This window comes from Isoptericola sp. NPDC058082, assembly GCF_042885055.1.
GTDB lineage: Bacteria > Actinomycetota > Actinomycetes > Actinomycetales > Cellulomonadaceae > Isoptericola.
The window spans coordinates 106650-127482 of sequence record NZ_JBHVSQ010000005.1 but is presented as its reverse complement, the minus strand read 5'-3'; the positions used below and the strand labels follow the sequence as shown (position 1 = coordinate 127482).

Annotated in this window: 16 protein-coding genes; 12 read left to right on the top strand and 4 right to left on the bottom strand. The window is 76.6% G+C overall.

Annotated elements, in window-relative coordinates; genetic code table 11:
- The first annotated feature begins 142 nt into the window (after positions 1 to 142).
- Both ACFVS0_RS09280 and add read left to right on the top strand, forming a co-directional pair.
- On the top strand, positions 143 to 940 hold the full coding sequence (locus ACFVS0_RS09280) for a DUF4328 domain-containing protein (protein WP_430587782.1): 798 nt from the start codon (positions 143 to 145) through the stop codon (positions 938 to 940).
- 31 nt (positions 941 to 971) lie between these two features.
- On the top strand, positions 972 to 2015 hold the full coding sequence (gene add, locus ACFVS0_RS09275; protein WP_430565148.1) for an adenosine deaminase: 1044 nt from the start codon (positions 972 to 974) through the stop codon (positions 2013 to 2015).
- A 23-nt stretch (positions 2016 to 2038) separates the two neighbouring features.
- Here the strand turns inward: add and ACFVS0_RS09270 are convergent, their stop codons facing one another.
- The gene (locus ACFVS0_RS09270; protein WP_430565147.1) at positions 2039 to 2620 is read right to left on the bottom strand and encodes a TetR/AcrR family transcriptional regulator; all 582 of its coding nucleotides are present in this window, start codon (positions 2618 to 2620) and stop codon (positions 2039 to 2041) included.
- 96 nt (positions 2621 to 2716) lie between these two features.
- Between ACFVS0_RS09270 and ACFVS0_RS09265 the strand changes: the two genes are divergently transcribed.
- Together ACFVS0_RS09265 and ACFVS0_RS09260 are read left to right on the top strand one after the other, a co-directional pair.
- Positions 2717 to 3130 (top strand): hypothetical protein, encoded by a 414-nt coding sequence (locus ACFVS0_RS09265; RefSeq protein ID WP_430587781.1) that lies wholly within the window; start codon positions 2717 to 2719, stop codon positions 3128 to 3130.
- Positions 3131 to 3207: 77 nt separating this feature from the next.
- On the top strand, positions 3208 to 6018 hold the full coding sequence (locus ACFVS0_RS09260; RefSeq protein ID WP_430587780.1) for a DNA translocase FtsK 4TM domain-containing protein: 2811 nt from the start codon (positions 3208 to 3210) through the stop codon (positions 6016 to 6018).
- Between the two features lie 9 nt (positions 6019 to 6027).
- Here the strand turns inward: ACFVS0_RS09260 and ACFVS0_RS09255 are convergent, their stop codons facing one another.
- The gene (locus ACFVS0_RS09255; RefSeq protein WP_430587779.1) at positions 6028 to 7326 is read right to left on the bottom strand and encodes a CapA family protein; all 1299 of its coding nucleotides are present in this window, start codon (positions 7324 to 7326) and stop codon (positions 6028 to 6030) included.
- Positions 7327 to 7400: 74 nt separating this feature from the next.
- On the opposite strand from ACFVS0_RS09255, the gene pgsA reads away from it, so the two are divergent.
- The 3 genes from pgsA to ACFVS0_RS09240 all read left to right on the top strand — a co-directional run bounded on the left by pgsA (position 7401) and on the right by ACFVS0_RS09240 (position 9148).
- Positions 7401 to 8003, top strand: coding sequence for a CDP-diacylglycerol--glycerol-3-phosphate 3-phosphatidyltransferase (gene pgsA, locus ACFVS0_RS09250; protein ID WP_430552601.1), 603 nt, complete (start codon positions 7401 to 7403; stop codon positions 8001 to 8003).
- Positions 8000 to 8554, top strand: coding sequence for a CinA family protein (locus tag ACFVS0_RS09245; protein ID WP_430585360.1), 555 nt, complete (start codon positions 8000 to 8002; stop codon positions 8552 to 8554). Before pgsA ends, ACFVS0_RS09245 begins: the two co-directional genes overlap by 4 nt.
- Before the next feature lie 246 nt (positions 8555 to 8800).
- Entirely contained in the window at positions 8801 to 9148 is a 348-nt protein-coding gene (locus ACFVS0_RS09240; protein WP_430552602.1) for a helix-turn-helix domain-containing protein, read from the top strand.
- A 150-nt stretch (positions 9149 to 9298) separates the two neighbouring features.
- On the opposite strand, the gene ACFVS0_RS09235 is transcribed toward ACFVS0_RS09240, so the two are convergent.
- Positions 9299 to 10102: a DNA-formamidopyrimidine glycosylase family protein gene (locus ACFVS0_RS09235; RefSeq protein WP_430587778.1), complete on the bottom strand. Its 804-nt coding sequence runs from the start codon at positions 10100 to 10102 to the stop codon at positions 9299 to 9301.
- A gap of 9 nt (positions 10103 to 10111) precedes the next feature.
- Complete coding sequence (locus tag ACFVS0_RS09230; protein ID WP_430587850.1) at positions 10112 to 15118, bottom strand: DEAD/DEAH box helicase; 5007 nt, start codon at positions 15116 to 15118, stop codon at positions 10112 to 10114.
- Between the two features lie 201 nt (positions 15119 to 15319).
- Here ACFVS0_RS09230 and ACFVS0_RS09225 point away from each other — a divergent pair, with 201 nt between their 5' ends.
- The 5 genes from ACFVS0_RS09225 (at position 15320) to ACFVS0_RS09205 (ending at position 20721) form a co-directional block, all read left to right on the top strand.
- Positions 15320 to 15553, top strand: coding sequence for a DUF3046 domain-containing protein (locus ACFVS0_RS09225; protein WP_430552604.1), 234 nt, complete (start codon positions 15320 to 15322; stop codon positions 15551 to 15553).
- 48 nt (positions 15554 to 15601) lie between these two features.
- On the top strand, positions 15602 to 17680 hold the full coding sequence (locus tag ACFVS0_RS09220) for an alkaline phosphatase family protein (protein WP_430587777.1): 2079 nt from the start codon (positions 15602 to 15604) through the stop codon (positions 17678 to 17680).
- The gene (locus tag ACFVS0_RS09215; RefSeq protein ID WP_430587776.1) at positions 17677 to 18606 is read left to right on the top strand and encodes an MBL fold metallo-hydrolase; all 930 of its coding nucleotides are present in this window, start codon (positions 17677 to 17679) and stop codon (positions 18604 to 18606) included. The genes ACFVS0_RS09220 and ACFVS0_RS09215 overlap by 4 nt, the downstream gene beginning before the upstream one ends.
- 158 nt (positions 18607 to 18764) lie before the next feature.
- On the top strand, positions 18765 to 19886 hold the full coding sequence (gene recA / locus ACFVS0_RS09210; RefSeq protein WP_430552607.1) for a recombinase RecA: 1122 nt from the start codon (positions 18765 to 18767) through the stop codon (positions 19884 to 19886).
- Positions 19887 to 19986: 100 nt separating this feature from the next.
- The gene (locus ACFVS0_RS09205; protein WP_430587775.1) at positions 19987 to 20721 is read left to right on the top strand and encodes a regulatory protein RecX; all 735 of its coding nucleotides are present in this window, start codon (positions 19987 to 19989) and stop codon (positions 20719 to 20721) included.
- The last annotated feature ends 112 nt before the right edge of the window (positions 20722 to 20833 follow it).

The following is a 20833-nucleotide window of genomic DNA, read 5'->3' as shown; positions in this document are numbered from 1 at the left end:
GGGGGGGGGGGGGGGGGGGGGGGGTGGGGGGGGGGGGGGGGGGGGGGGGGGGGGGGGGGGGGGAGGGGGGGGGGGGGGGGGGGGGGGGGGGGGGCGGGGGGGGGGCTCCCCCCCCCCCCCCGCCGCCGTCCCGGAGGTCTCGATGACCCAGCCCGACCCGTTCGCCCCGCCGTCCGGCGCCGCCCCGCACGAGACGACCCCGGCGACGCCACCGGCGACCGCGCCCGCGGCCCCGCCGCAGCCGCGGTTCGGCGCGTACGCGCCGCCCGGGTACACGCCGCCGTCGGCGGGCGCCCCCGCGGTCCCGGCGGGCTGGGCCTCGCCGGAACCCGCGCCGGCCGCACCGACGGGCCTCGCGACGGCCGCGGTGGCCCTCGCCGTGGCCTGGTGCGCGATCCAGGTGGTGCTCCTGGCAGCCTCGTTCCAGGCGGTCGCGCCCTACGAGGCGGCGCTCGCGGCGGGCGGGTCCCTCCTGGAGGTCTCGACGCCGTACGACGAGCTCGGCAACCTCCTCCTGCCGCTCCAGGTCGCGGCGTTCGTCGTCGCGTGCCTCTGGCTCCAGCAGTGCCGTCGCGCCGCGGTGGTGCTGTCCCCGACGGTCCGGCAGGTGCGCGGGCCGGTGTGGGTCTGGCTGGGCTGGGCGGTCCCCGTCGTCTCCCTCTGGTTCCCGTTCCAGGTGGTGCGCGACGTGCGCGCCGCCGTGGTGGGCGGGCGGACGCCGGGCCGCCTCGGCTGGTGGTGGGCGTGCTGGCTCGTCGGCCTGTGGGCGTCGAACCAGGCGGCCTTCTCGTCCCTCGGTCTCGCCTCGCGCGACCCGGAGACCATCCCCGTGTTCGAGGGCCTCGCCACCGTGGCCGTGGTGGCGGGCGGCCTGCTCTGGGTCGGCCTGGTGCGCGAGATCACAGGGGGCCTGCGGGCCCGGCTCGCCCCGGTCGCCTGACCGGCGGTCACGGGCCCGTACGCTGCCTGGCATGACCCCATCGCCGTCGACCTCACCCTCGTCGACCCCGACCTCGTCGACCGCGCAGCGACCCCCGCGCGCCGAGCTCCACCTGCACCTGGAGGGCACCCTCGAGCCGGAGCTGGCCTTCGCGCTCGCCGAGCGGAACGGGATCGCCCTGCCGTTCGAGGACCCGGCCGCGCTGCGCACCGCGTACGCCTTCACCGACCTGCAGTCGTTCCTGGACCTCTACCACGCGACGTCGCAGGTGCTCCGCACGGCGGAGGACTTCGCGGACCTCACGGTCGCGTACCTGCGCCGGGCCGCGGCGGGCGGGGTGCGGCACGCGGAGCTCATGGTGGACCTGCAGACCCACGTCGCGCGGGGCGTGCCCCTGGCGGAGGTCGTGGGCGGCGTGACGCAGGGCCTCGAGGCCGGCGAGGCCGAGCTGGGCGTCAGCGGCCTGCTGATCGCGGCCTTCCTGCGGCACCGGCCGGGGGCGGAGGCGGAGGAGCTGCTCGACGACCTCCTGGCCCTCGACGCGCCGGTCGCCGGCGTCGGGCTCGCGTCCACCGAGGTCGGGTTCTCGGCCGCCCCGTTCGCGCCCGCGTTCGCGAAGGCCGCCGCGCACGGGCTGCGGCGCACGGCGCACGCGGCCGAGGAGGGCCCGGCCTGGCACGTGACCGAGGTCCTGGACGTGCTCGGCGCGGAGCGCGTGGACCACGGCATCCGCGCGCTCGAGGACCCGGACGTCGTGGCGCGCCTGGTGCGCGACCAGGTCCCGCTCACCGTGTGCCCCGTCTCCAACGTGCGGCTGCGTGCCGTGCCGTCCCTCGCCGAGCACCCGCTGCCGGCGATGCTCGAGGCGGGCCTGAACGTCTCGCTGAACTCCGACGACCCGTCGTACTTCGGCGGTTACGTCGACGAGGTCGACGATGCCGTGACCGCGCAGTTCCGCCTGACCCGCGACCAGCGCGCCGACCTCGCGGCGGCGTCGTTCCGCGGGTCGTTCCTGCCGGCCGGGACGGTCGCGCGCCACGTGGCCGACGTCGAGGAGTGGCGCCGGGCGGGCTGAGCAGCGCGTCCGGACCCCGTGCCTCAGCGCGCGAGCAGCGCGGGGCCGACGGCGCCCGCGGCGGCGTCGTAGCGTGCGGCGCGGGCGGGCTCGTCCCCGGGAAGCAGCCCGGCGAGCTCGAGCGACACGAGGCCGTGCACGAGCCCCCACAGCCCGACGGCGACGGGCTCGGCGTCGGTGGGCCCGACGCCGAGCACGCGCGCGGAGGCGGCGAGCAGCACACGGAAGGTGGGCTGCTCGGTGGCGGGCGGGGCGTCGGCGCCGGGACGCACGGCGCGGTCGAACATCGTCCGGTAGAAGTGCGGGTCGGCCAGCGCGCTGCGCCGGTACGCCACCCCGAGGGCGCGCAGGTCGGCGACGGGGTCGTCCGTGCGCGGGACGGCGGCCAGGTGCGTGGCGAACCGGCGGAAGCCCTCGGCGCTGACGGCGGCGAGCAGCTCCTCGCGCGAGCCGAACAGGGCGTAGACCGCCGACGCGCTGGTGCCGGCGGAGGCCGCGACCGACCGGACCGTCACGGCCTGCTCGCCCCCCGTGGAGAGGGCTTCGGAGGTGACCTCCAGCAGGCGGGTGCGCAGGGCGTCGTCGTGCAGGCGGGGGCGAGCCATGCGGCGAGCGTAGACCCCTTGACGCGCGTTTGCGAACGGTGTTCCATAACAGTGTTCGTAAACGTTCCGACGCCGTCCCCGTCACCGGAGGTCCCCGTGCTCGAGCTCACCGACGCCGCCCGCATCACCGCGGGGGTCGTCCTCCTGACCGTGGTCGGCATCGAGTCCGGCGGCTGGTTCCTCGTCAAGGTGGTCACCGGGAAGGCGCCCGCGACGCCGTTCCAGACGTCCTTCTTCCGGGCGGGTCACGCGCACGCCGGGGTCCTCGTCGTCCTCGGGCTGCTCTGCGTCGTCCTGGCCGAGGCGACGGACCTCGTCGGCGTCTGGCGGTGGGTCGCCGCGACCGGCGTGCTGGTCGCCGCGATCCTCCTGCCCGCCGGCTTCTTCCTCTCCGCCGTGGGGGCGGGGCGTACGTCGCCGAACCGGGCCGTCCTGCTGCTCCCCGCCGGCGCGGTCGTCCTCGCCCTCGGCGTCGTGACGCTGGCCGTGGGGCTTCTCACAGCCGGCTGAGGGCCCGCCCGGCGGCGGCAACACGCGCCCGGGACCTGCGGCGTCGTGGCCCGTGGCGCGGGTACCGTGGGGGCATCATGGCGACCCGGACACCCGCCCGCAGAATCACCGGGACCCCGATCACCGGGACTGCGCGGGGGACTTCGCGAACGGGGCGGACCGCATCCGTGGCCGCCCCGACCCGGCGCGCGCCCGCCCGGTCGTCCTCCACCCGGTCGTCGGGCAAGGGGTCGGGCCGGGGCACCGGCACGCGCAAGCAGCCGGCACGACGACCGGTACGGTCGGGCCCGTCGGGCCAGTCGTGGCCCGTCCGGGCGGTGCGCGGCCTCTACCTGGGCGTCGCGCACGGGATCGGCGGCCTGACCCGCAGCATCACCAAGGGAGCAAGAGACCTGGAACCCGAGCACCGCCGAGACGGCGTCGCCTTCTTCCTCATCGCCCTCGCGCTGGTCGTGGCCGCGCGCGAGTGGTGGGGGATCTCCGGCACCTTCGGCACCGTCGTGCACGCCGTCGTCGCCGGCACCGTGGGGCTGGCCGGCGTGGCCGTCCCCGTGCTGCTCCTGTGGCTGGGGTTCCGCGTCATGCGGCACCCCGAGCGGGGGCAGGCGAACTCCCGCGTCGCCATCGGCCTGATCTTCGTCGTCGTGTCCGTGTGCGCGCTCGTCGCGATCGCGGAGGGCACCCCGGCCCCGTCCGACGGCTTCGAGGCGCTCCAGGACGCGGGCGGCATCATCGGCTACCTGGCCGCGACCCCGGTCGTGACCGGGCTGACCGAGTGGGTCGCCGTCCCGCTGTTCCTGCTCCTGGGCTTCTTCGGGCTCCTGGTGGTCACGGCCACCCCGGTGCACCGCATCCCCGAGCGGCTGCGGGGCCTGTACGACCGACTCACCGGCAACCACCGCCCCGACGAGGCCGTGGACGACGACGGGCTCGCGCTCGCCGAGGGCGTCTCCCGGCACGACGGCACCGACCCGGCGCCGCGCAAGAAGCGCACCCGCAGGACGAAGGCGGAGCGTGCCGCGGAGGCGGCCGCCGCCGACGGACTGGACGGGTACGCCGGCGACGAGGCGTTCGAGAAGGCGGCCACGCTCGAGAAGGAGGCCGCCGGCAAGGGGGCGAAGGCCGGCCGAGGCAAGGCCACCCAGCGCGTCGGCGCCGCCGCGACCGCGCCCACCGAGGCCGTCGCCGCCGTGGTGCCCGACGAGCCCGCCCCCGCGCCCGCCGGCGACCTGCCGCCGATGGGCCGCGCCGAGCAGCCGATGCTCGACGGAGACACGGTCTACCTGCTGCCCAGCGAGGAGTCGCTCGGCAAGGGCGCGCCGCACAAGACCCGGTCCGCGGCGAACGACCGGGTGGTCGAGTCGCTGACCAAGGTCTTCGAGGACTTCGGCGTCGACGCGCAGGTGACGGGCTTCACCCGCGGACCGACGGTCACGCGGTACGAGGTCGAGGTCGGTGCGAAGACCAAGGTCGAGCGCATCACGTCGCTGTCGAACAACATCGCGTACGCGGTGGCCAGCGCGGACGTGCGGATCCTGTCGCCCATCCCGGGCAAGTCCGCGATCGGCATCGAGATCCCGAACTCCGACCGCGAGACGGTCGTGCTGGGCGACGTGCTGCGCTCGTCGGCGGCCCGCCGCACCGAGCACCCGATGGTCATGGGCGTGGGCAAGGACGTGGAGGGCGGCTACGTCGTCGCGAACCTCGCGAAGATGCCGCACATCCTCGTCGCGGGCGCGACCGGCGCCGGTAAGTCCAGCTTCATCAACTCGCTGATCACGTCGATCCTCATGCGCGCGACGCCGGAGCAGGTGCGCCTGGTGCTCGTCGACCCCAAGCGCGTCGAGCTGACGATCTACGAGGGCATCCCGCACCTCATCACGCCGATCATCACCAGCCCCAAGAAGGCCGCCGAGGCCCTCGACTGGGTGGTCCGCGAGATGGACGCCCGCTACGACGACCTCGCGACCTTCGGCTACAAGCACGTGGACGACTTCAACACCGCCGTCCGGGCGGGCAAGGTGAAGCCGCTGCCGGGGTCGGAGCGCAAGATCGCCCCGTACCCGTACCTGCTGGTCGTCGTCGACGAGCTCGCCGACCTCATGATGGTCGCGCCGCGAGACGTCGAGGCCTCGATCCAGCGCATCACCCAGCTCGCGCGCGCCGCCGGCATCCACCTGGTGCTCGCCACGCAGCGGCCGTCGGTGGACGTCGTCACGGGCCTCATCAAGGCGAACGTGCCGTCGCGGCTCGCCTTCGCGACCTCGTCGCTGGCCGACTCGCGCGTCGTGCTCGACCAGCCGGGCGCCGAGAAGCTCATCGGCCAGGGTGACGCCCTCTTCCTTCCCATGGGCGCGGCCAAGCCCATGCGCGTGCAGGGCGCGTGGGTCACCGAGTCCGAGGTGCACAGCGTCGTCGAGCACGTGAAGGAGCAGCTCAAGCCCGTCTACCGCGAGGACGTCACCGCGCCGGCGGCGGCCAAGAAGCAGGTGGACGAGGACATCGGCGACGACCTCGACCTGCTGCTCCAGGCCACCGAGCTCGTGGTGACCACGCAGTTCGGCTCCACGTCGATGCTCCAGCGCAAGCTGCGGGTGGGATTCGCCAAGGCGGGCCGCCTCATGGACCTGCTCGAGTCGCGCGAGATCGTCGGCCCGTCCGAGGGGTCGAAGGCGCGCGAGGTGCTGGTGACCCCGGACGACCTGCCGTCCGCGCTCGCCCTCATCCGCGGCGAGACGCCGCAGGCGTACGACCAGGACGCCGACGGCGGGTCCGCGGACGGCGGCGCGGCGGACCCGTACGCCGACGGCACCGACGGGCACGCCCCGCCCGTGGCGAAGGACTACCACGACGACGCCGACACCGACCCGGAGAACGGCTGGCGCTGAGGGTCGGGGTCAGTCCTTGCGGGGGAGCACCTCGGGCGGCGGGCCCGTGGCGACGGGCGGTTCCTGTCGTTCCGGGGCGACGTCGCCCACCGCGTCCCGGACCCGGTCCTCGCGGGCCTCGAGCTCGCCGGCGGACAGGGTGGTCGTGCCGGGGTCGTCCAGGGCGTCGGGGAGCGCGACCACGTCGTGCCCGCCGCCGATGTCCACGGTGGTGCCCGTCCAGGTCACTCCCGTCACGCGCGCGGGGTCGTCCGGGGTGTCCTGGGTCAGGGTCGCCGTGAGCAGGACGCCGTTGCTGGTCCGTGCGTCGCAGCACGCGGCGCTCTGGTTCGACAGCAGGTTGCCGAGGCCGTAGGCGACCCACATCCCCTCGCCGTCGGGGCCCTTGCCCACGCGGTCGATCCGCTGGGGCACGTGCGCGTGGTGCCCGATGACGAGGTCGACCTCGCCGGACCGGGCGAGCCGCCGCACGACGTCCTCCTGCTGGTCGGTCAGCGTCTCGGTGTACTCGATCCCGGCGTGCAGGCTCACGACGACGACGTCGGCGCCCTCGTCGCGGGCCTGGCGGGCCTGCCGCACGAGGCGGTCGGCGTCGATGAGGTCGACCGCCCAGGGCGCGTCCGCGGGCATCGGGAGCCCGTTGAGCCCGTAGGCGGCGGCAAGGTGCGCGACCGTGATCTCCCGGCCCTCGCGGGTCAGCACGTACCGCTGGGGCTCGTCCTGCTGCGTCGCGCTGCGGGCCGTCCCCGCGAACCCCATCCCGGCGGCGGTCAGGCGCCGGATCGTGGCGGTCACGCCGTCGTAGCCCCGGTCGACGGAGTGGTTGGAGGCCGTCGAGCACCCGTCCCAGCCCTGCTCCTCGAGGTCGCGCACCAGCCCCGGGGGCGCACCGAAGAGCGGGTAGCCGCTGGGGTCGGTGCCCTTCGGCGCCACCGGGACCTCGAGGTGGCACAGCGCCAGGTCGGCGCCCTGCACCCAGGCGTCGAGGCCGTCCAGCAGGGGGGTGAAGTCGGCGTCCCGCGGCCCGCCGGCGGACCTGACGACCGGGTCGTGCGTGAGGAGGTCGCCCGCGGCCAGCAGGGTGAGCTCGACCGGCCGGGGAGTCGGGCTCGGGGTCGGCGACGGGCTCCGGACGGGGGACGCACCCGCCGACGGCGCGTCCGCGCCAGGGGTGGGCGCGGTCCCCGCGCCCCCGAGCCCCCCGGCGGCGAGCACCCCGCCGACGCCGAGGGCCGTACCGCACAGCGCGGCGAGGACGACGAGACGTCGTCGTGAGGGTCGTCCGTCGTCGGACGCGTGGCGCGGCACGCGAGGAGAGTACTGCCCGCGCGGCCTGCCGGCCCACGGGCGTCCGACGCCCGTCGCCCCGATAGGGTGGGTCGGTGGTCAACGAAGCGCCCTCGCCCTGGAACGTCGCCAACGCGGTGACCCTCGTGCGCATCGCGCTCGTCCCGGTGTTCGCCTGGACGCTGCTCATGGAGGGTGGCGACTCCGTCACCTGGCGCCTCGTGGCGACGGGCGTGTTCGTGGTCGCCGCCGTGAGCGACCGCGTCGACGGCTACCTGGCCCGGTCGCGCAACCTCGTGACCGACCTCGGCAAGATCCTCGACCCCATCGCGGACAAGGCGCTCGTGGGCGCGGCCCTGATCCTGCTCTGCTGGCCGCTGGGCGAGCTGCCCTGGTGGGTGCCGACCGTCATCCTCGCGCGCGAGCTGGCCGTCACGGTGCTGCGGATGGTGGTGCTGCGGTACGCCGTGATGCCGGCGTCGCGCGGCGGCAAGCTGAAGACGGTGCTGCAGGCGGTCGCGATCACGCTCTTCCTGCTGCCCCTGGCGGCCCTCCCCGGCGTCGTGCACGTCGTGGCGTGGATCGTGCTGTGGGCCGCGATCGCGGTGACCGTCGTGACCGGGGTCGACTACTTCGCGCAGGGGGCGCGCCTCCTCGCGGCCGGCCGGCGTGAGGCCGGGCCCAGGCCCGCCGCGTGACGCAGGGCGGCGAGGGACGGGTGCCGCCGACGGAGTCGGGGACGGGGCTGCTCGCGCGGGCGGTGCTCGACGGCGCGCGCGCCCGGGGCTGGACGCTGGCCGCGGCGGAGTCCCTCACCGGCGGGCTGGTCGTGGCGACCCTCGTCGACGTGCCGGGGGCGTCGACCGTCGTGCGCGGCGGCGTGGTCGCCTACGCGACCGACCTCAAGGCCGCGGTGCTCGGCGTCGACCCGGACCTCCTGGCGCGACGAGGGCCGGTGGACCCCGGGGTCGCCGGCCAGATGGCGTCCGGCGTGCGCCGGGCGCTGAGCGCCGACGTCGGCCTCGCGACCACCGGCGTCGCCGGGCCCGACCCGCAGGACGGGCACGCGCCGGGCGAGGCGTACGCCGCCGTGAGCACCCCGGCGGGCGACCGGGTGCTCCGCCTCGACCTCGCCGGCACCCGCGCCGAGGTGCGGTCCGGCGTGGTGCGGGCCGTGCTGACCCTGGCGCTCGAAGCCTGGGGCGACCCGGCGTCCGCGGCGACGCCCCGCCGCACGACAGGCCTGTGAAGGGTGCGTGACGAGCCTGTCGCGGGTCGTGACCGCGGGAACAAGCCCCCGGGTGCCCGCGTTGCGAAGGGTGTGATGACCGACAGGGCACGAAGCCGTCTCGATGCGCGCCACACCAGGCCGGGCATGCCGCGCGCGCGGTACGGTAGTGCCACCCCTGCAGCCAGGGGAACGACAGGACGGACGAGGAACCCGGTCACGACCGGTCCGGTGCCGGGACGATCGGACACGGAGAGGGGGCGCGAGATGGTCGTACTGCGACGTGAGATCGGCGACGTGCTGCGCGACGCGCGGCAGCGCCAGGGGCGCACCCTGCGTGAGGTGTCGTCCGCAGCGAGGGTCTCGCTCGGATACCTGAGCGAGGTGGAGCGCGGGCAGAAGGAGGCGTCGTCGGAGCTGCTGGCGTCGATCTGCGAGGCGCTCGACGTACCGATGTCCCTCGTGCTGCGTGAGGTCAGCGACCGGATCGCGGTGGCCGAGGGCCTGCACATCCCCGACACGATCCCGGCGGACGTCTACGCCGGGTTGCTCAGCCGTGCGGGCGAGCCGCGCGACGCCGAGTCGATGCGAGGAGACCTCGCACCGGTCGGCTGACGAGGACCCACAACTCGGACCCACAGCTTCAGATCCACAGCTTCAGATCCACAGCTTCAGATCCACAGCTGCTCCAGATCCACAGATCCGGCCCCGCGGGCGTTGCCCGCGGGGCCGGATCTGTGTGTACCCGGGTGAAAAGGGGGACGTTCAGGGCGCGGCCTGGCAGGTCGGGCACCAGTAGATCGCCCGTTCGCCCCCGTCCGGTCGGCTGCCCGGGCCGCTGGTGCTGCCCAGCGCGACGGGGGTCCCGCAGCGTCGGCACGGCTTGTGGTGCCGCCCGTGCACGGCGAGCTCGACGGCCCCCAGCCCGGTGCGTCGCCCCGTCTCGAGGCTGCGCGTCATGAGGCGCCGGGCCGTGAGGAGCAGCGCACGGCGGGCGTCGCCGTCCAGGTCGCCGACGGGGGTCCACGGCCACTGCCGGGTGGCGAACAGCGACTCCGCCGTCCAGATGGTGCCGAGCCCGGCGACGGTGCGCTGGTCGAGCAGGGCGACGCACAGCGGACGCGCGGGGTCCGCGGCGAGCCGGAGCGCGCCCTCGTCGACCCGCTCCGGGAAGTCGTCGGCGAGGACGTCGGGGCCCAGGTGGCCCAGCAGGCGCGGCTCGTCACGGGTGCGCAGCACGTCGAGCATGCCGAGCCGGAGGCCGAGGCAGGTCCACGACGCGGTGGCCAGCACGGCGCGGACGGCGGGGGAGCGACCGGCCGCCTCGCGGGCCCCCGTGCGGTACACCCGCCAGGAGCCGTCCATCCGCAGATGGGTGTGCAGGGTGCGGCCGTCGTCGAACCGGGTGAGCAGGTGCTTGCCGTACGCGACCGACTCGCGGACGGTGGCCCCGACGAGGTCCACGCCCGCCGCCGAGGGCCAGCGCAGGTCCGCGCGCACCAGCGGTGTGCCGCGCAGCGCGGCGCCCAGCCGTTCGGCGGTGAGCCGCAGCACGTCTCCCTCGGGCACGGTCGGAGCCTAGGCCGGGCGCAGGCCGCGCGGCGTCACGCCGAAGCCGGAGTCGAGCAGCGCGGCCGCGGCGGGGGTCCGGTCGCGGGCCGCGGTGAGCGCGGGGACGCCGTCGACCCGCTGCACGGTGACGCGCCCCAGCCGGTCGGCGCGCGTCTCGGCCACGAGCAGGCGGGCCGCGGCGGCGAGCCGGGGGCCGTCGCCCGCGTCTCCGCGGCCGAAGGACAGCACCGTGCGCCCGCCCCGCTCGACGAACAGCACCAGCTCGCCGTCGACCAGCACGACGACGGCGCCGGCCTTGCGCCCCGGGCGGTGCGAGCCCGCGCCGTCGTCCCCCGGACCCGGGACGCGGGCGCCGGACGACGCCGTGCGCGGCCAGCCGACGGCCGCGCCGTACGGGTTGGCCGGGTCGGTCGCGGCGAGGAGGACGGCACCGGGCTCGACCCGGCCGCCACCGGCGCCGCCGGAGCTCTCGACGAGCGCGTCCCTGGCCCGGGCTCGGTCGGCGGCGTCCGTGCGCAGCTGGTCGACCGCACCGGGCAGCGCGAACTGCGAGCCGCCCAGGCCCTCGACGAAGTATCCGCGCCGCACGGCCCCGCGCTCCTCGAGCACCCGGAGCACCCGGTACACGTCGCGGAAGCGGGCGGTCACGCCCTCCGCGGGCGCCGCCGCGCGCGTCAGGACGCCGTGCCGCTCCAGCAGCACCTGGGTGAGGGCGTGCGCCCGCACGGTCGGGTCCTGCTCCACGGCCGGCAGCGCGGACCATCGCCCGCCACCGGTGCGCGGCACGGCCGCAGCCGACGTCGGACGGGCGAGCCCGAAGCGGGAGGGGCGCACCGGGCGGGCCCGGCCGGGGGCGGCGGGAGCGCGGTGCGCGCCGCCGCCCTGCCTGGCCCCGCGCCGCGTGGACCCGCCGAGCGACTCGCGCAGCGGACCCAGGCGGTCGTTCGTCACCCAGCCCGCCCACACCAGGTCCCACAACGCGTCGAGGGTCGCCGCCTGGCCCGCGTCCGCGAGCTCCGCGAGGCGGGGCAGGAAGTACCCGCCCGAGCCGGTGAGCAGGTCGAGCACCGCCCGGTGCAGGTCGCTGTCGAGCGGGCCGCCCTCGTCCGCCGGGTCCGGGTCGCGCAGCGTGAGCGGCGCGCCGTCGGCCAGGTGCAGGCTCACCATGCCGTCGCCGCCGCCCGAGCCCGGGAGCCGGCCGTGCCCGCACCAGAGCACCTCGCCGGCGGTGGTGAGTTCGTCGAGGACCGCGGGGGAGTAGTCGGAGACGCGGGCGGGCAGCACGAGCGTCTCGAGCGCCGACGCCGGCACGGCCGCCCCCGAGAGCTGCTCCACCGCGCGGAGCACCCCGTCCGCGCCGCGCAGCGTGCCGCCGCCCGACCCGGCGCCGCCCACCCGGGTGCCGATCCCGTGCCAGCGCGGGAGGAAGACGCCGAGCGACTCCGGCTCCACCGGCTCGACCTCGGCGCGCAGCGCGGCGAGGGACCGGCGCCGCAGCGTGCGCAGCACCTCCGGGTCGCACCACTCGTCGCCCGTGCCGCCCAGCGAGGACGGCCGCAGCGCCCCGCGCGCCACCGCGCCCGCCGCCTCCAGCCGCGCGAGCACCTGGGTCACGACCGCGATGCCGAGGCCGAAGCGGCGTGCGACGTCCGCGGCGGGGAACGGGCCGTGCGTCCTGGCGTGGCGTCGGACGAGGTCGCCCAGGGGGTCGGGCACCGGCTCGGTGAAGGTCTCGGGGACGCCGACGGGCAGCGCCACGCCGAGCGCGTCGCGCAGCCGGCCGGCGTCCTCGACCACCGCCCACTGCTCGGCGTCGTCGCCTCCGTGGCCCCCGACCCGGACCCGCAGGACGCGGCGGGCGCCCTCCAGGTCGGCCAGCCACTCGCCGACCCGGGCGCGCGCGTCCTCGCGGGTGCGGTCCCGCAGGGCGCCGAGGGGGTGCGGCCCGGTGCGCCGCAGCACGTCCCACAGGCCCTCGGCGTCCCGCGCCTGACGGTCGGGCGCCAGCGCCTGCAGCTCCGCCTCGGTGCGCTCGACGGCGCCGGGGTCGAGGAGGTCCGCGAGCGGGGTGGCGCCCTGCTCGCCGAGCAGCTCCGTCAGCAGGTCCGGGTCCAGGGACAGCGCGGCCGCGCGCCGCTCCGCGAGCGGCGCGTCGCCGTCGTAGAGGAACTGGGCGGTGTAGCCGAACAGCAGCGCCTGCGCGAAGGGGGACGGCGTCGAGGTGGTGACCTCGACCAGCCGCACCCGGCCGCCCTGCAGGTCGCGCATGAGCTCGGTGAGCGCCGCGACGTCGAAGTCGTCGCGCAGGCACTCCCGCGCCGCCTCGAGCATGATCGGGAAGTCCGGGAACTGCGACGCCACCTGCAGCAGCTGCGACGCCCGTTGCCGCTGCTGCCACAGCGGCTGCCGCCGGTCCGGGCGGCGGCGGGGCAGGAGCAGCGCGCGCGCCGCGGCCTCGCGGAACCGCGCGGCGAACATCACCGAGCCGCCGAGCTCCTCGCGCACCGCGTCGAGGACCTCGTCCGGGTCGACGAGCAGGTCCTCGGCGGTGACCGCCGGCGCGTCGCCGTGCCCCGCCGTGCCGTGCCCGGTGCCGTCGGACCCGCCCCAGCCGGGGCCGCCGAGGTCCCAGCCGGAGTCGCCGGCGTCGGGCAGCCGCAGCACGATCCCGTCGTCGGCGTGCATGGCCGCGACGTCCGTGCCGTACCGCGCGCGCAGGCGCGCCGCGACGACCAGCGCCCACGGCGCGTGCACGGGCGCCCCGAACGGGGAGTGGATCACGACGCGCCAGTCGCCCAGCTCGTCGCGGAACCGCTCCACCACCACGGTGCGGTCGTCGGGGAGCCGCCCCGTCGCGCGGCGCTGCTCGCCCAGGTACGCGGCGAGGTTGTCCGCCGCCCAGGTGTCGAGCCCGGCGTCGCGCAGCACGTCCCGGCCGCGCGCGGTGCCGCGCTCCTCGTCGTCGGCCAGCAGCGCGTCGGTCTCGCGGACGAACGCGCCCACCGCGCGGCCCAGCTCCGCGGGACGACCGGGGGAGTCGCCCTTCCAGAAGGGCAGGCGCCCGGGCAGGCCTGGCGCGGGGGTCACCAGCACGCGGTCGGGCGTGATCTCCTCGATGCGCCAGGTCGAGGAGCCGAGGGTGAACGTGTCGCCGACGCGCGACTCGTAGACCATCTCCTCGTCCAGCTCGCCCACGCGCTTCCCGCCGCGGGGCCGGTCGGCCGCGCCGCCCCCCTCCGCCGGCGCGCCCGCCGTCGGCGCCTCCGTGGCGAGGTAGACGCCGTACAGCCCGCGGTCGGGGATGGTGCCGCCGCTGGTCGCGGCGAGCCGCAGCGCGCCGGGCCGCCCGGACAGGCGGCCGGTGGCGCGGTCCCACACGATGCGGGCGCGCAGCTCGGCGAACTCCTCGCTGGGGTAGCGGCCGGCGAGCATGTCGAGCACGGCCCGCCACGTCGCGTCGCCGAGGGCACGGAACGGGTGGGCCCGACGGAACGCGGCGAGGAGGTCGTCGGCCTGCCAGTCGTCCGTGGCGAGGGCCGCCACCACCTGCTGGGCGAGCACGTCCAGCGGGTTGGCCGGGACGTGCAGGTGCTCGATCTCGCCCGCGCGCATCCGCTGCGCCACCACGGTGGCCGGCACCAGGTCGCCGCGGAACGTCGGGAAGACGACGCCGTGCGACACCGCGCCCACCTGGTGCCCGGCACGTCCGATGCGCTGCAGCCCGCTCGCGACCGACGGCGGCGCCCCGACCTGCACCACCAGGTCCACGGCGCCCATGTCGATGCCGAGCTCGAGGGACGACGTCGCGACCACGGCCGGCAGCCGCCCCGCCTTGAGGTCCGACTCGGTGCGGGTGCGCTCGACGCGGCTCATCGAGCCGTGGTGCGCGCGGGCGAGCACCGGGGCGCCGTCGCCGTCCGGGAGGCCGACCGAGGCGCCCGACTGCCCCTGGGTCTGCGCCGGCCACTGCGTGCCGGGCTCGGGGAGGTCGACCCCGGAGCGCTCGGTCCAGATCTCGTTCATCCGGGCGGTGAGCCGCTCGGCGCCCCGGCGGGAGTTCGTGAAGACGAGCGTGGAGCGGTGGTCGGCGACCAGGTCGACGACCCGCTCCTCGACGTGCGGCCACACGGAGGCGCGGCGCAGCGGGGACGCGGCGTCGCCGGTGAGGTCCACCTCCTCGTCGCCCGGCGCTCCGCCGTGGCCCGGGGCCGGCCCCGGGGTCGCCGGCTGCGGGGCGGTCGGGTCCGGCACCCCGCCGGAGTCGAGGTCCGCGAGGTCGGGCACGGGCACGACGACGTCGATCGCCCACTTCTTGGTGGCCTCGGGCTGCACGACCACGACCTCCCGGCCGCCGTCCTCGGGCGTGCGGTGGCCGGCGAGGAACTCGGCCACCGTCTGCGCGGGGCGCACCGTGGCGGACAGCCCGATCCGCTGCGCCGGCCGGTCCAGCAGCTCGTCGAGGCGCTCGAGGCTCAGCGCCAGGTGGGCGCCGCGCTTGGTGCCCGCCACCGCGTGGATCTCGTCCAGGACCACGGTCTCGACGCCCGCCAGGCCCGCGCGCGCCTGCGACGTGAGGACGAGGAAGAGCGACTCGGGGGTGGTGACCAGCACGTCCGGCGGGCGGGTGGCGAACGCGCGGCGTTCCGAGGCGGGCGTGTCGCCCGTGCGCGCGCCGACGGTCACCTCCTCGACCGTGAGCCCCCCGCGGGCGGCGGCCTGCCGGATGCCGGCCAGCGGGGAGCGCAGGTTGCGCTGCACGTCGGCGGCGAGGGCCTTGAGCGGGGAGACGTAGAGCACCCGGCAGCGTCGGGCGCGCTCGGGCGGCGGCGCGGTGGTGAGCCGGTCGATCGCCCAGAGGAACGCCGCCAGGGTCTTGCCGGAGCCGGTCGGGGCGACGACGAGCGCGTGCCGGTCGGAGCTGATCGCCTCCCACGCCCCGGCCTGCGCCGCCGTGGGCGCCGCGAACGCCCCGGCGAACCAGGCGCGGGTGGCGGGGCCGAACCGCGCGAGCACGCCGTCGTGCCCGCCGTCGTGCCCCGCGGCAGGGTCGGCGGCAGGGTCGGCGGGAACGCCGGACGGGGGGACGACCACGTCGTCATCCTGGCAGGGAGCACCGACAGCCCGCAGGGCGAGGCGGCCCCGCGCGGCCCTGCGCGTCCCCGGTCGCGGCGTCCGGCGTGCCGGCGACCCTCCCTGCCGTGCGAGGCTGGGGGCGTGCGCTATCGCGAGTTCGCCGAGCTGGTCGACGAGGTCTTCGGGCCCGCCTACGGGCGCGCCCTCGTGCGCGAGCAGGTGCTGCCGCGCCTCGACGGCCGCACCCCTGCCGAGGCGCTCGAGGCCGGTCTCGAGCCGCGTGACGTGTGGCACGCCCTGTGCGACGCGCTCGACGTCCCCGAGCCGGACCGCTGGGGTCGCGACGACCGCCGCCAGGCGCCGCCCGCCCGCTGACCGCCCGGCGCCCGGGCCGACGTCGGGCGGGCGGTGCATCATGGCGCCATGCGCGACCACCGGCCCCCGCTCGTGACGGTGGTCGACGTCCGCGCCGCCCTCTGGTCCCTGGCCTCGACGGCCGCCGGGCTCGGGGTCGCGATCGCCCTGGTCGACGGCGTGCGCGTGACGTCCCCGTGGGACGTGCTGCTCGCGGCGCTCGTGGTGGGCCTCGGCGACGCGCTGCTGCGGGCACCGCTGCGGCGACTCGCGCGCGCCGGCGGGGCGGTCGTGGCGCTCCTGCTCGGCCTGGCCGCGCAGGTGCTGGTCGTCTGGGCCGCGCTGACGCTGCTCCCGGGCGTGACGAGCGATTCGTGGGCGGACGTGCTCGCCGTGCTCCTCGTCGCCGCGGTGGTGATGGCCTGCGGGCACTGGGTGGTCGGGGCGCGCGACAACGCGTACGTCGTCGGCGACCTGCTGCGCCGGGCCCGCCGGCGCGCCGGTCTCCCGCGCCGGGCCGATCGCGACGACGCAGGGGACGGCGCCGGTGACGGCGGTGCCGACGGCGGCGGTGCGGACGACCGGCCCCCGGGCGTGCTCGTCGTCATGCTCGACGGCGTGGCCCGCCCGACGCTCGACCACGCGCTGGAGGCGGGGCTCGTGCCCACGATGGAGCGCTGGCTGGGGTCGGGCAGCCACCGGCTCGAGTCGTGGTGGGCGCGCGTCCCGTGCACCACCCCGGCCAGCACCCTCGGCCTGCTCCACGGCACCACCGACGCCGTCCCGGCCTTCCGCTGGTGGTCGCGGCGGCTCGGTCGCCGGGTGGTGACGAACCGTCCGGCGGACGCCGCCGAGGTCGAGCGGTCGGCCTCCGACGGTCGCGGGCTGCTCGCCGACGGCGGGGTGGCGGTGTCGACGATGTTCTCCGGCGACGCGCCGACCAGCCTGCTCGTGATGAGCCGCGCGGCGGAGGGTCTGGGTCCCGGCCAGCTGTTCGTCCGCTTCTTCTCCAGCCCGTTCGTCCTCGTGCGGGCGGTGGCCGGCACGGTCGGCGAGGCGCTGAAGGAGGTGTACCAGGGGTGGCAGCAGGTGGTGCGCGGGGTGCGACCCCGCGTGGCGCGGCGGGGCTGGTACCCGGTGCTGCGGGCGGTGACCAACGTGCTGCTGCGCGACCTCAACACCTCGCTCGTGGCCGAGCAGCTCGTGCGCGGCGCGCCCGTGGTGTGCGTGGACCTCGTCGACTACGACGAGATCGCGCACCACGCCGGCCCCCTGCGGCCGGAGGCGCTGCGCGCGCTGGAGGGGCTCGACCGGGTGGTCGGGCTGTGGGAGGAGATCGCGCGCGGCGCCCCGCGCCGCTACCGCACGGTGGTCGTGTCGGACCACGGGCAGTCCCTGGGGGCCACCTTCGAGCAGGTCGTGGGGCGGTCGTTCGCCGACGAGGTGCACCGGCTCATGGCGATCCCCGCCCCGGTGCGGGGCGACCGGGCGGACGGCGAGGCGTGGGGCCCGGCGAACACCGCGCTGCACGCGCTGCGCCGGGACGGCGACGGCGACGGTCAGCTCCTGGTCGGTCCGGACCGCGACACCGTCCGGACGGACCTGCCCGAGGTCGAGGTGATCGGGTCGGGCAACCTCGGGATGGTGTGGTTCTGCCGCGAGCCGCGCCGGCGGTCGGCCGCGGAGGTGGCGGCCCGATGGCCCGCGCTCGTGCCCGGCCTGGTCGAGTCGCCGGCCGTCGGCTTCGTCGTGGTCCACGGCGCGCACGGACCGGTGGCGCGCGGGCGGCTCGGCTCGCACGAGCTCGCGACCGGCCGTGTGACGGGCCGGGACCCCCTGGCCGGCTACGGGTCGCGGGCCCGCGCCGACCTGCTGCGCGTCGCCGGGCTGGAGGACGCCGGCGACCTGGTGGTCGTCTCGGTGGTCGGCCCGATGGGCCGGGTGCACGCGCTCGAGGGGCTCGTGGGCTCGCACGGAGGGCTCGGCGGCGCGCAGAGCGAGGCGCTGCTGCTGCACCCCGCCGACCTCGTCGTGCCCGACGACGAGCGCGAGGAGGTGGACGGCGCGCGCGTGCTGGTGGGCGCCGAGGCGGTGCACCGCCGGCTCGTGGCGTGGCTCGCCGCCCTGGGGCTGCGGGAGGGCCCGTGACCGGGGCACCGGGAGGGCGCGACCCCGCCGGCCCGTCGGGGCTCCGGGTGACGTGGCTCGGGCACTCGACCGTCGTCCTCGACGTCCCGCGCGCGGGAGGCGGCACCGCCCGGCTCGTGACGGACCCGCTGCTGCGGCGGCATGCGGGTCTCCTGCGGCGCCGGGGCGACCGTCCGGACACGGACGACTGGCGGGGCGCCGACGCCGCCCTGCTGTCCCACCTGCACCACGACCACGCCGAGCTGGGCTCGCTGCGGCTGCTCGGCGACGTGCCGGTGCTCACGGCGCCCGCCAACGCCCGCTGGCTGCGCGGCAAGGGCCTGCGCGGCGTCGGCCTCGACCTGCCCCCCGCGGCGGGCCACCCGCCCGGCCGCGACGTCGCGCACCACGCCGCGCAGCACGCCCCGCAGCACGCCCCGCAGCACGGTGACTGGCACGACGTCGCGGGCGTGGAGGTGCGCCTGACCGCCGCGGTGCACGGTGACCGGCCGATGCCGCACCGCCCGAACGCCGCGAGCGGGCACCTGGTGCGCGGGCGCGGCACGACGGTGTGGGCCGTGGGGGACACCGAGCACCACGCGGGCATGGGGCGGGTGCGCGAGCTGGCCGGCGGGCGGGTGGACGTGGCCCTCGTACCCGTGTCCGGCTGGGGCCCGCGGCTCTCGGGCGGCCATCTCGGCCCCCGCGGCGCCGCCGAGGTGTGCGCGGAGGTCCGCCCGCGGGTGGCGGTCCCGGTGCACTGGGGCACGCTGCACGTGCCGGGCGGGCAGCACCTGCCGCGCGGGTGGATGGACCATGCCGGGGAGGCCTTCGCGGCGGCGTGCCGCCGGGCGGCGCCGGACGTGCGCGTGGTGGTCCTGCAACCCGGCGGCACGTGGCGCGACACGCCCGGGGACGACGACGGCCTCGAACACGTGTTCGGGTAGAGTCTGCCCCCAGGAGGGTCCTCGGAAGTCGTCCTCCACAGCCGTGACGGACCGCCCCGACCATGTCGGTGGCGGCACGTACGGTCGACGACAACATGAGCACGCAGCCACGAACGCCGGCGCGCAGCCGCCGCGCCCAGAACGCAAAGGTGACCGACATGCCCGCAACGGCAGACCGCGAGAAGGCACTCGAGGCCGCGCTCGCCCAGATCGACCGCAGCTTCGGCAAGGGCTCGGTCATGCGCCTCGGCGACGAGGGTCGTGCGCCCGTCGAGGTCATCCCCACCGGCTCGATCGCGCTGGACATCGCGCTCGGCATCGGCGGCCTCCCGCGCGGTCGCGTCGTGGAGATCTACGGCCCGGAGTCCTCCGGCAAGACCACCGTCGCCCTGCACGCCGTGGCCAGCGCCCAGCGGGCCGGCGGCATCGCGGCGTTCGTCGACGCCGAGCACGCGCTGGACCCGGAGTACGCCAAGAAGCTCGGCGTCGACACCGACGCCCTGCTGGTCTCGCAGCCGGACACCGGCGAGCAGGCGCTGGAGATCACGGACATGCTGATCCGTTCCGGCGCGCTGGACATCATCGTCATCGACTCCGTCGCCGCGCTCGTGCCCAAGGCCGAGATCGAGGGCGAGATGGGCGACAGCCACGTCGGCCTCCAGGCCCGCCTGATGTCGCAGGCGCTGCGCAAGATCACCGGTGCGCTGAGCGCGTCGGGCACCACGGCGATCTTCATCAACCAGCTCCGCGAGAAGATCGGAGTGTTCTTCGGCTCCCCGGAGACCACCACCGGTGGCAAGGCGCTGAAGTTCTACGCCTCGGTGCGCATGGACATCCGCCGCATCGAGACCCTCAAGGAGGGCACGGACGCGGTCGGTAACCGGACCCGCGTCAAGGTGGTCAAGAACAAGATGGCGCCCCCGTTCAAGCAGGCGGAGTTCGACATCCTGTACGGCGTGGGCATCTCCCGCGAGGGCGGGCTGATCGACATGGGCGTGGAGCACGGCTTCGTGCGCAAGTCCGGCTCGTGGTTCACCTACGAGGGCGACCAGCTGGGCCAGGGCAAGGAGAACGCGCGGGCGTTCCTGCGCGACAACCCCGACCTGGCGAACGAGATCGAGAAGCGGGTCAAGGAGAAGCTCGGCGTCGGCGCCAAGCTGGACGCCCCCGCGGCAGAGGCTCCCGTCGAGGGGGCCGCGGGTTCCGCGACCGGGCTGAGCGTGGACCCGGCACCGGCGGCCGCCAAGGCGGGCGCCAAGGGCAAGAAGGCGCCGTTCTGACGGGCGCCGCCGATTCCGGCACCGTTCGGGTCGCGCTCGCTCGGGTGAGCGCCGCCCCGACCGGGACGGTGCTCGTCGTGGCCGCCGAGGGAGGGCTCGCATGACGTCGGGGGATACTGCCCCGGGCGGTCGCGGCGTGGGGAAGCGTCGCGGCCGCCGTCAGGGCGGCTCGGCGCGACCACACGACAGCTGGGCGGACCACCCGGGGACCGGGTCGGGCCATGGCTCGGACAACGGCACGGAGGACGGCGCGGAGGACGGCGGGAGGTCACGCCGGCGACAGCCGCGCCGCACGGTGGCGGAGCGTCTCGAGGCCGGCGAGCTGACCGTCGAGGACGCGACGGAGAAGGCCCGCGAGACGCTGCTGCGCATCCTCACGGCGGCTCCGAAGAGCCGCGCGGAGCTCGAGCAGTCGCTCGCGCGCAAGGGCTACCCGGAGGCCGTCGTGGGGCCGGTGCTCGACCGGTTCGACGAGGTAGGGCTGGTCGACGACGCCGCGTACGCCGACATGCTGGTGCGGACGCGGCACGCAGAGCGGGGGCTCTCGCGGCGCGCGCTGGCGATGGAGCTGCGCCGCCGCGGCATCGCCGAGGAGACCGCCGCGGACGCCCTCGAGCAGGTGGACCCCGACGACGAGCGCGCGGCGGCCCTGGCCCTGGCCCGCAAGCACGTGGCGCGCACCCGTGGGCTGGACCGCGACGTGCGCGTGCGCCGCGCGGTCGGGGCGCTCGGGCGCAAGGGCTATGCGCCGGGCGTCTCCTTCGGCGTCGTGCGCGACGCCCTCGCGCAGGAGGGCGAGGACGAGTTTGACGACTATCCCGGTGTGGAGGACTGACCGGCACCCATCTCACGGGTCCTGCCGGCACGCGTGACGTCGTCCGACGGTCGTGTCCGCCACGGAGTCGGACCCACCTGGACCTCACGCGCAGGCACTTCGACGACGTCGC

What these genes read in the sequence shown, in the direction of transcription:
- ACFVS0_RS09280 (WP_430587782.1), top strand. Translation starts at nt 143, where the DNA reads ATGACCCAGCCCGACCCGTTCGCCCCGCCGTCCGGCGCCGCCCCGCAC.
- add (WP_430565148.1), top strand. Translation starts at nt 972, where the DNA reads ATGACCCCATCGCCGTCGACCTCACCCTCGTCGACCCCGACCTCGTCG.
- ACFVS0_RS09270 (WP_430565147.1), bottom strand. Translation starts at nt 2,620, where the DNA reads ATGGCTCGCCCCCGCCTGCACGACGACGCCCTGCGCACCCGCCTGCTG.
- ACFVS0_RS09260 (WP_430587780.1), top strand. Translation starts at nt 3,208, where the DNA reads ATGGCGACCCGGACACCCGCCCGCAGAATCACCGGGACCCCGATCACC.
- ACFVS0_RS09240 (WP_430552602.1), top strand. Translation starts at nt 8,801, where the DNA reads ATGGTCGTACTGCGACGTGAGATCGGCGACGTGCTGCGCGACGCGCGG.
- ACFVS0_RS09220 (WP_430587777.1), top strand. Translation starts at nt 15,602, where the DNA reads ATGCGCGACCACCGGCCCCCGCTCGTGACGGTGGTCGACGTCCGCGCC.
- recA (WP_430552607.1), top strand. Translation starts at nt 18,765, where the DNA reads ATGCCCGCAACGGCAGACCGCGAGAAGGCACTCGAGGCCGCGCTCGCC.
- ACFVS0_RS09205 (WP_430587775.1), top strand. Translation starts at nt 19,987, where the DNA reads ATGACGTCGGGGGATACTGCCCCGGGCGGTCGCGGCGTGGGGAAGCGT.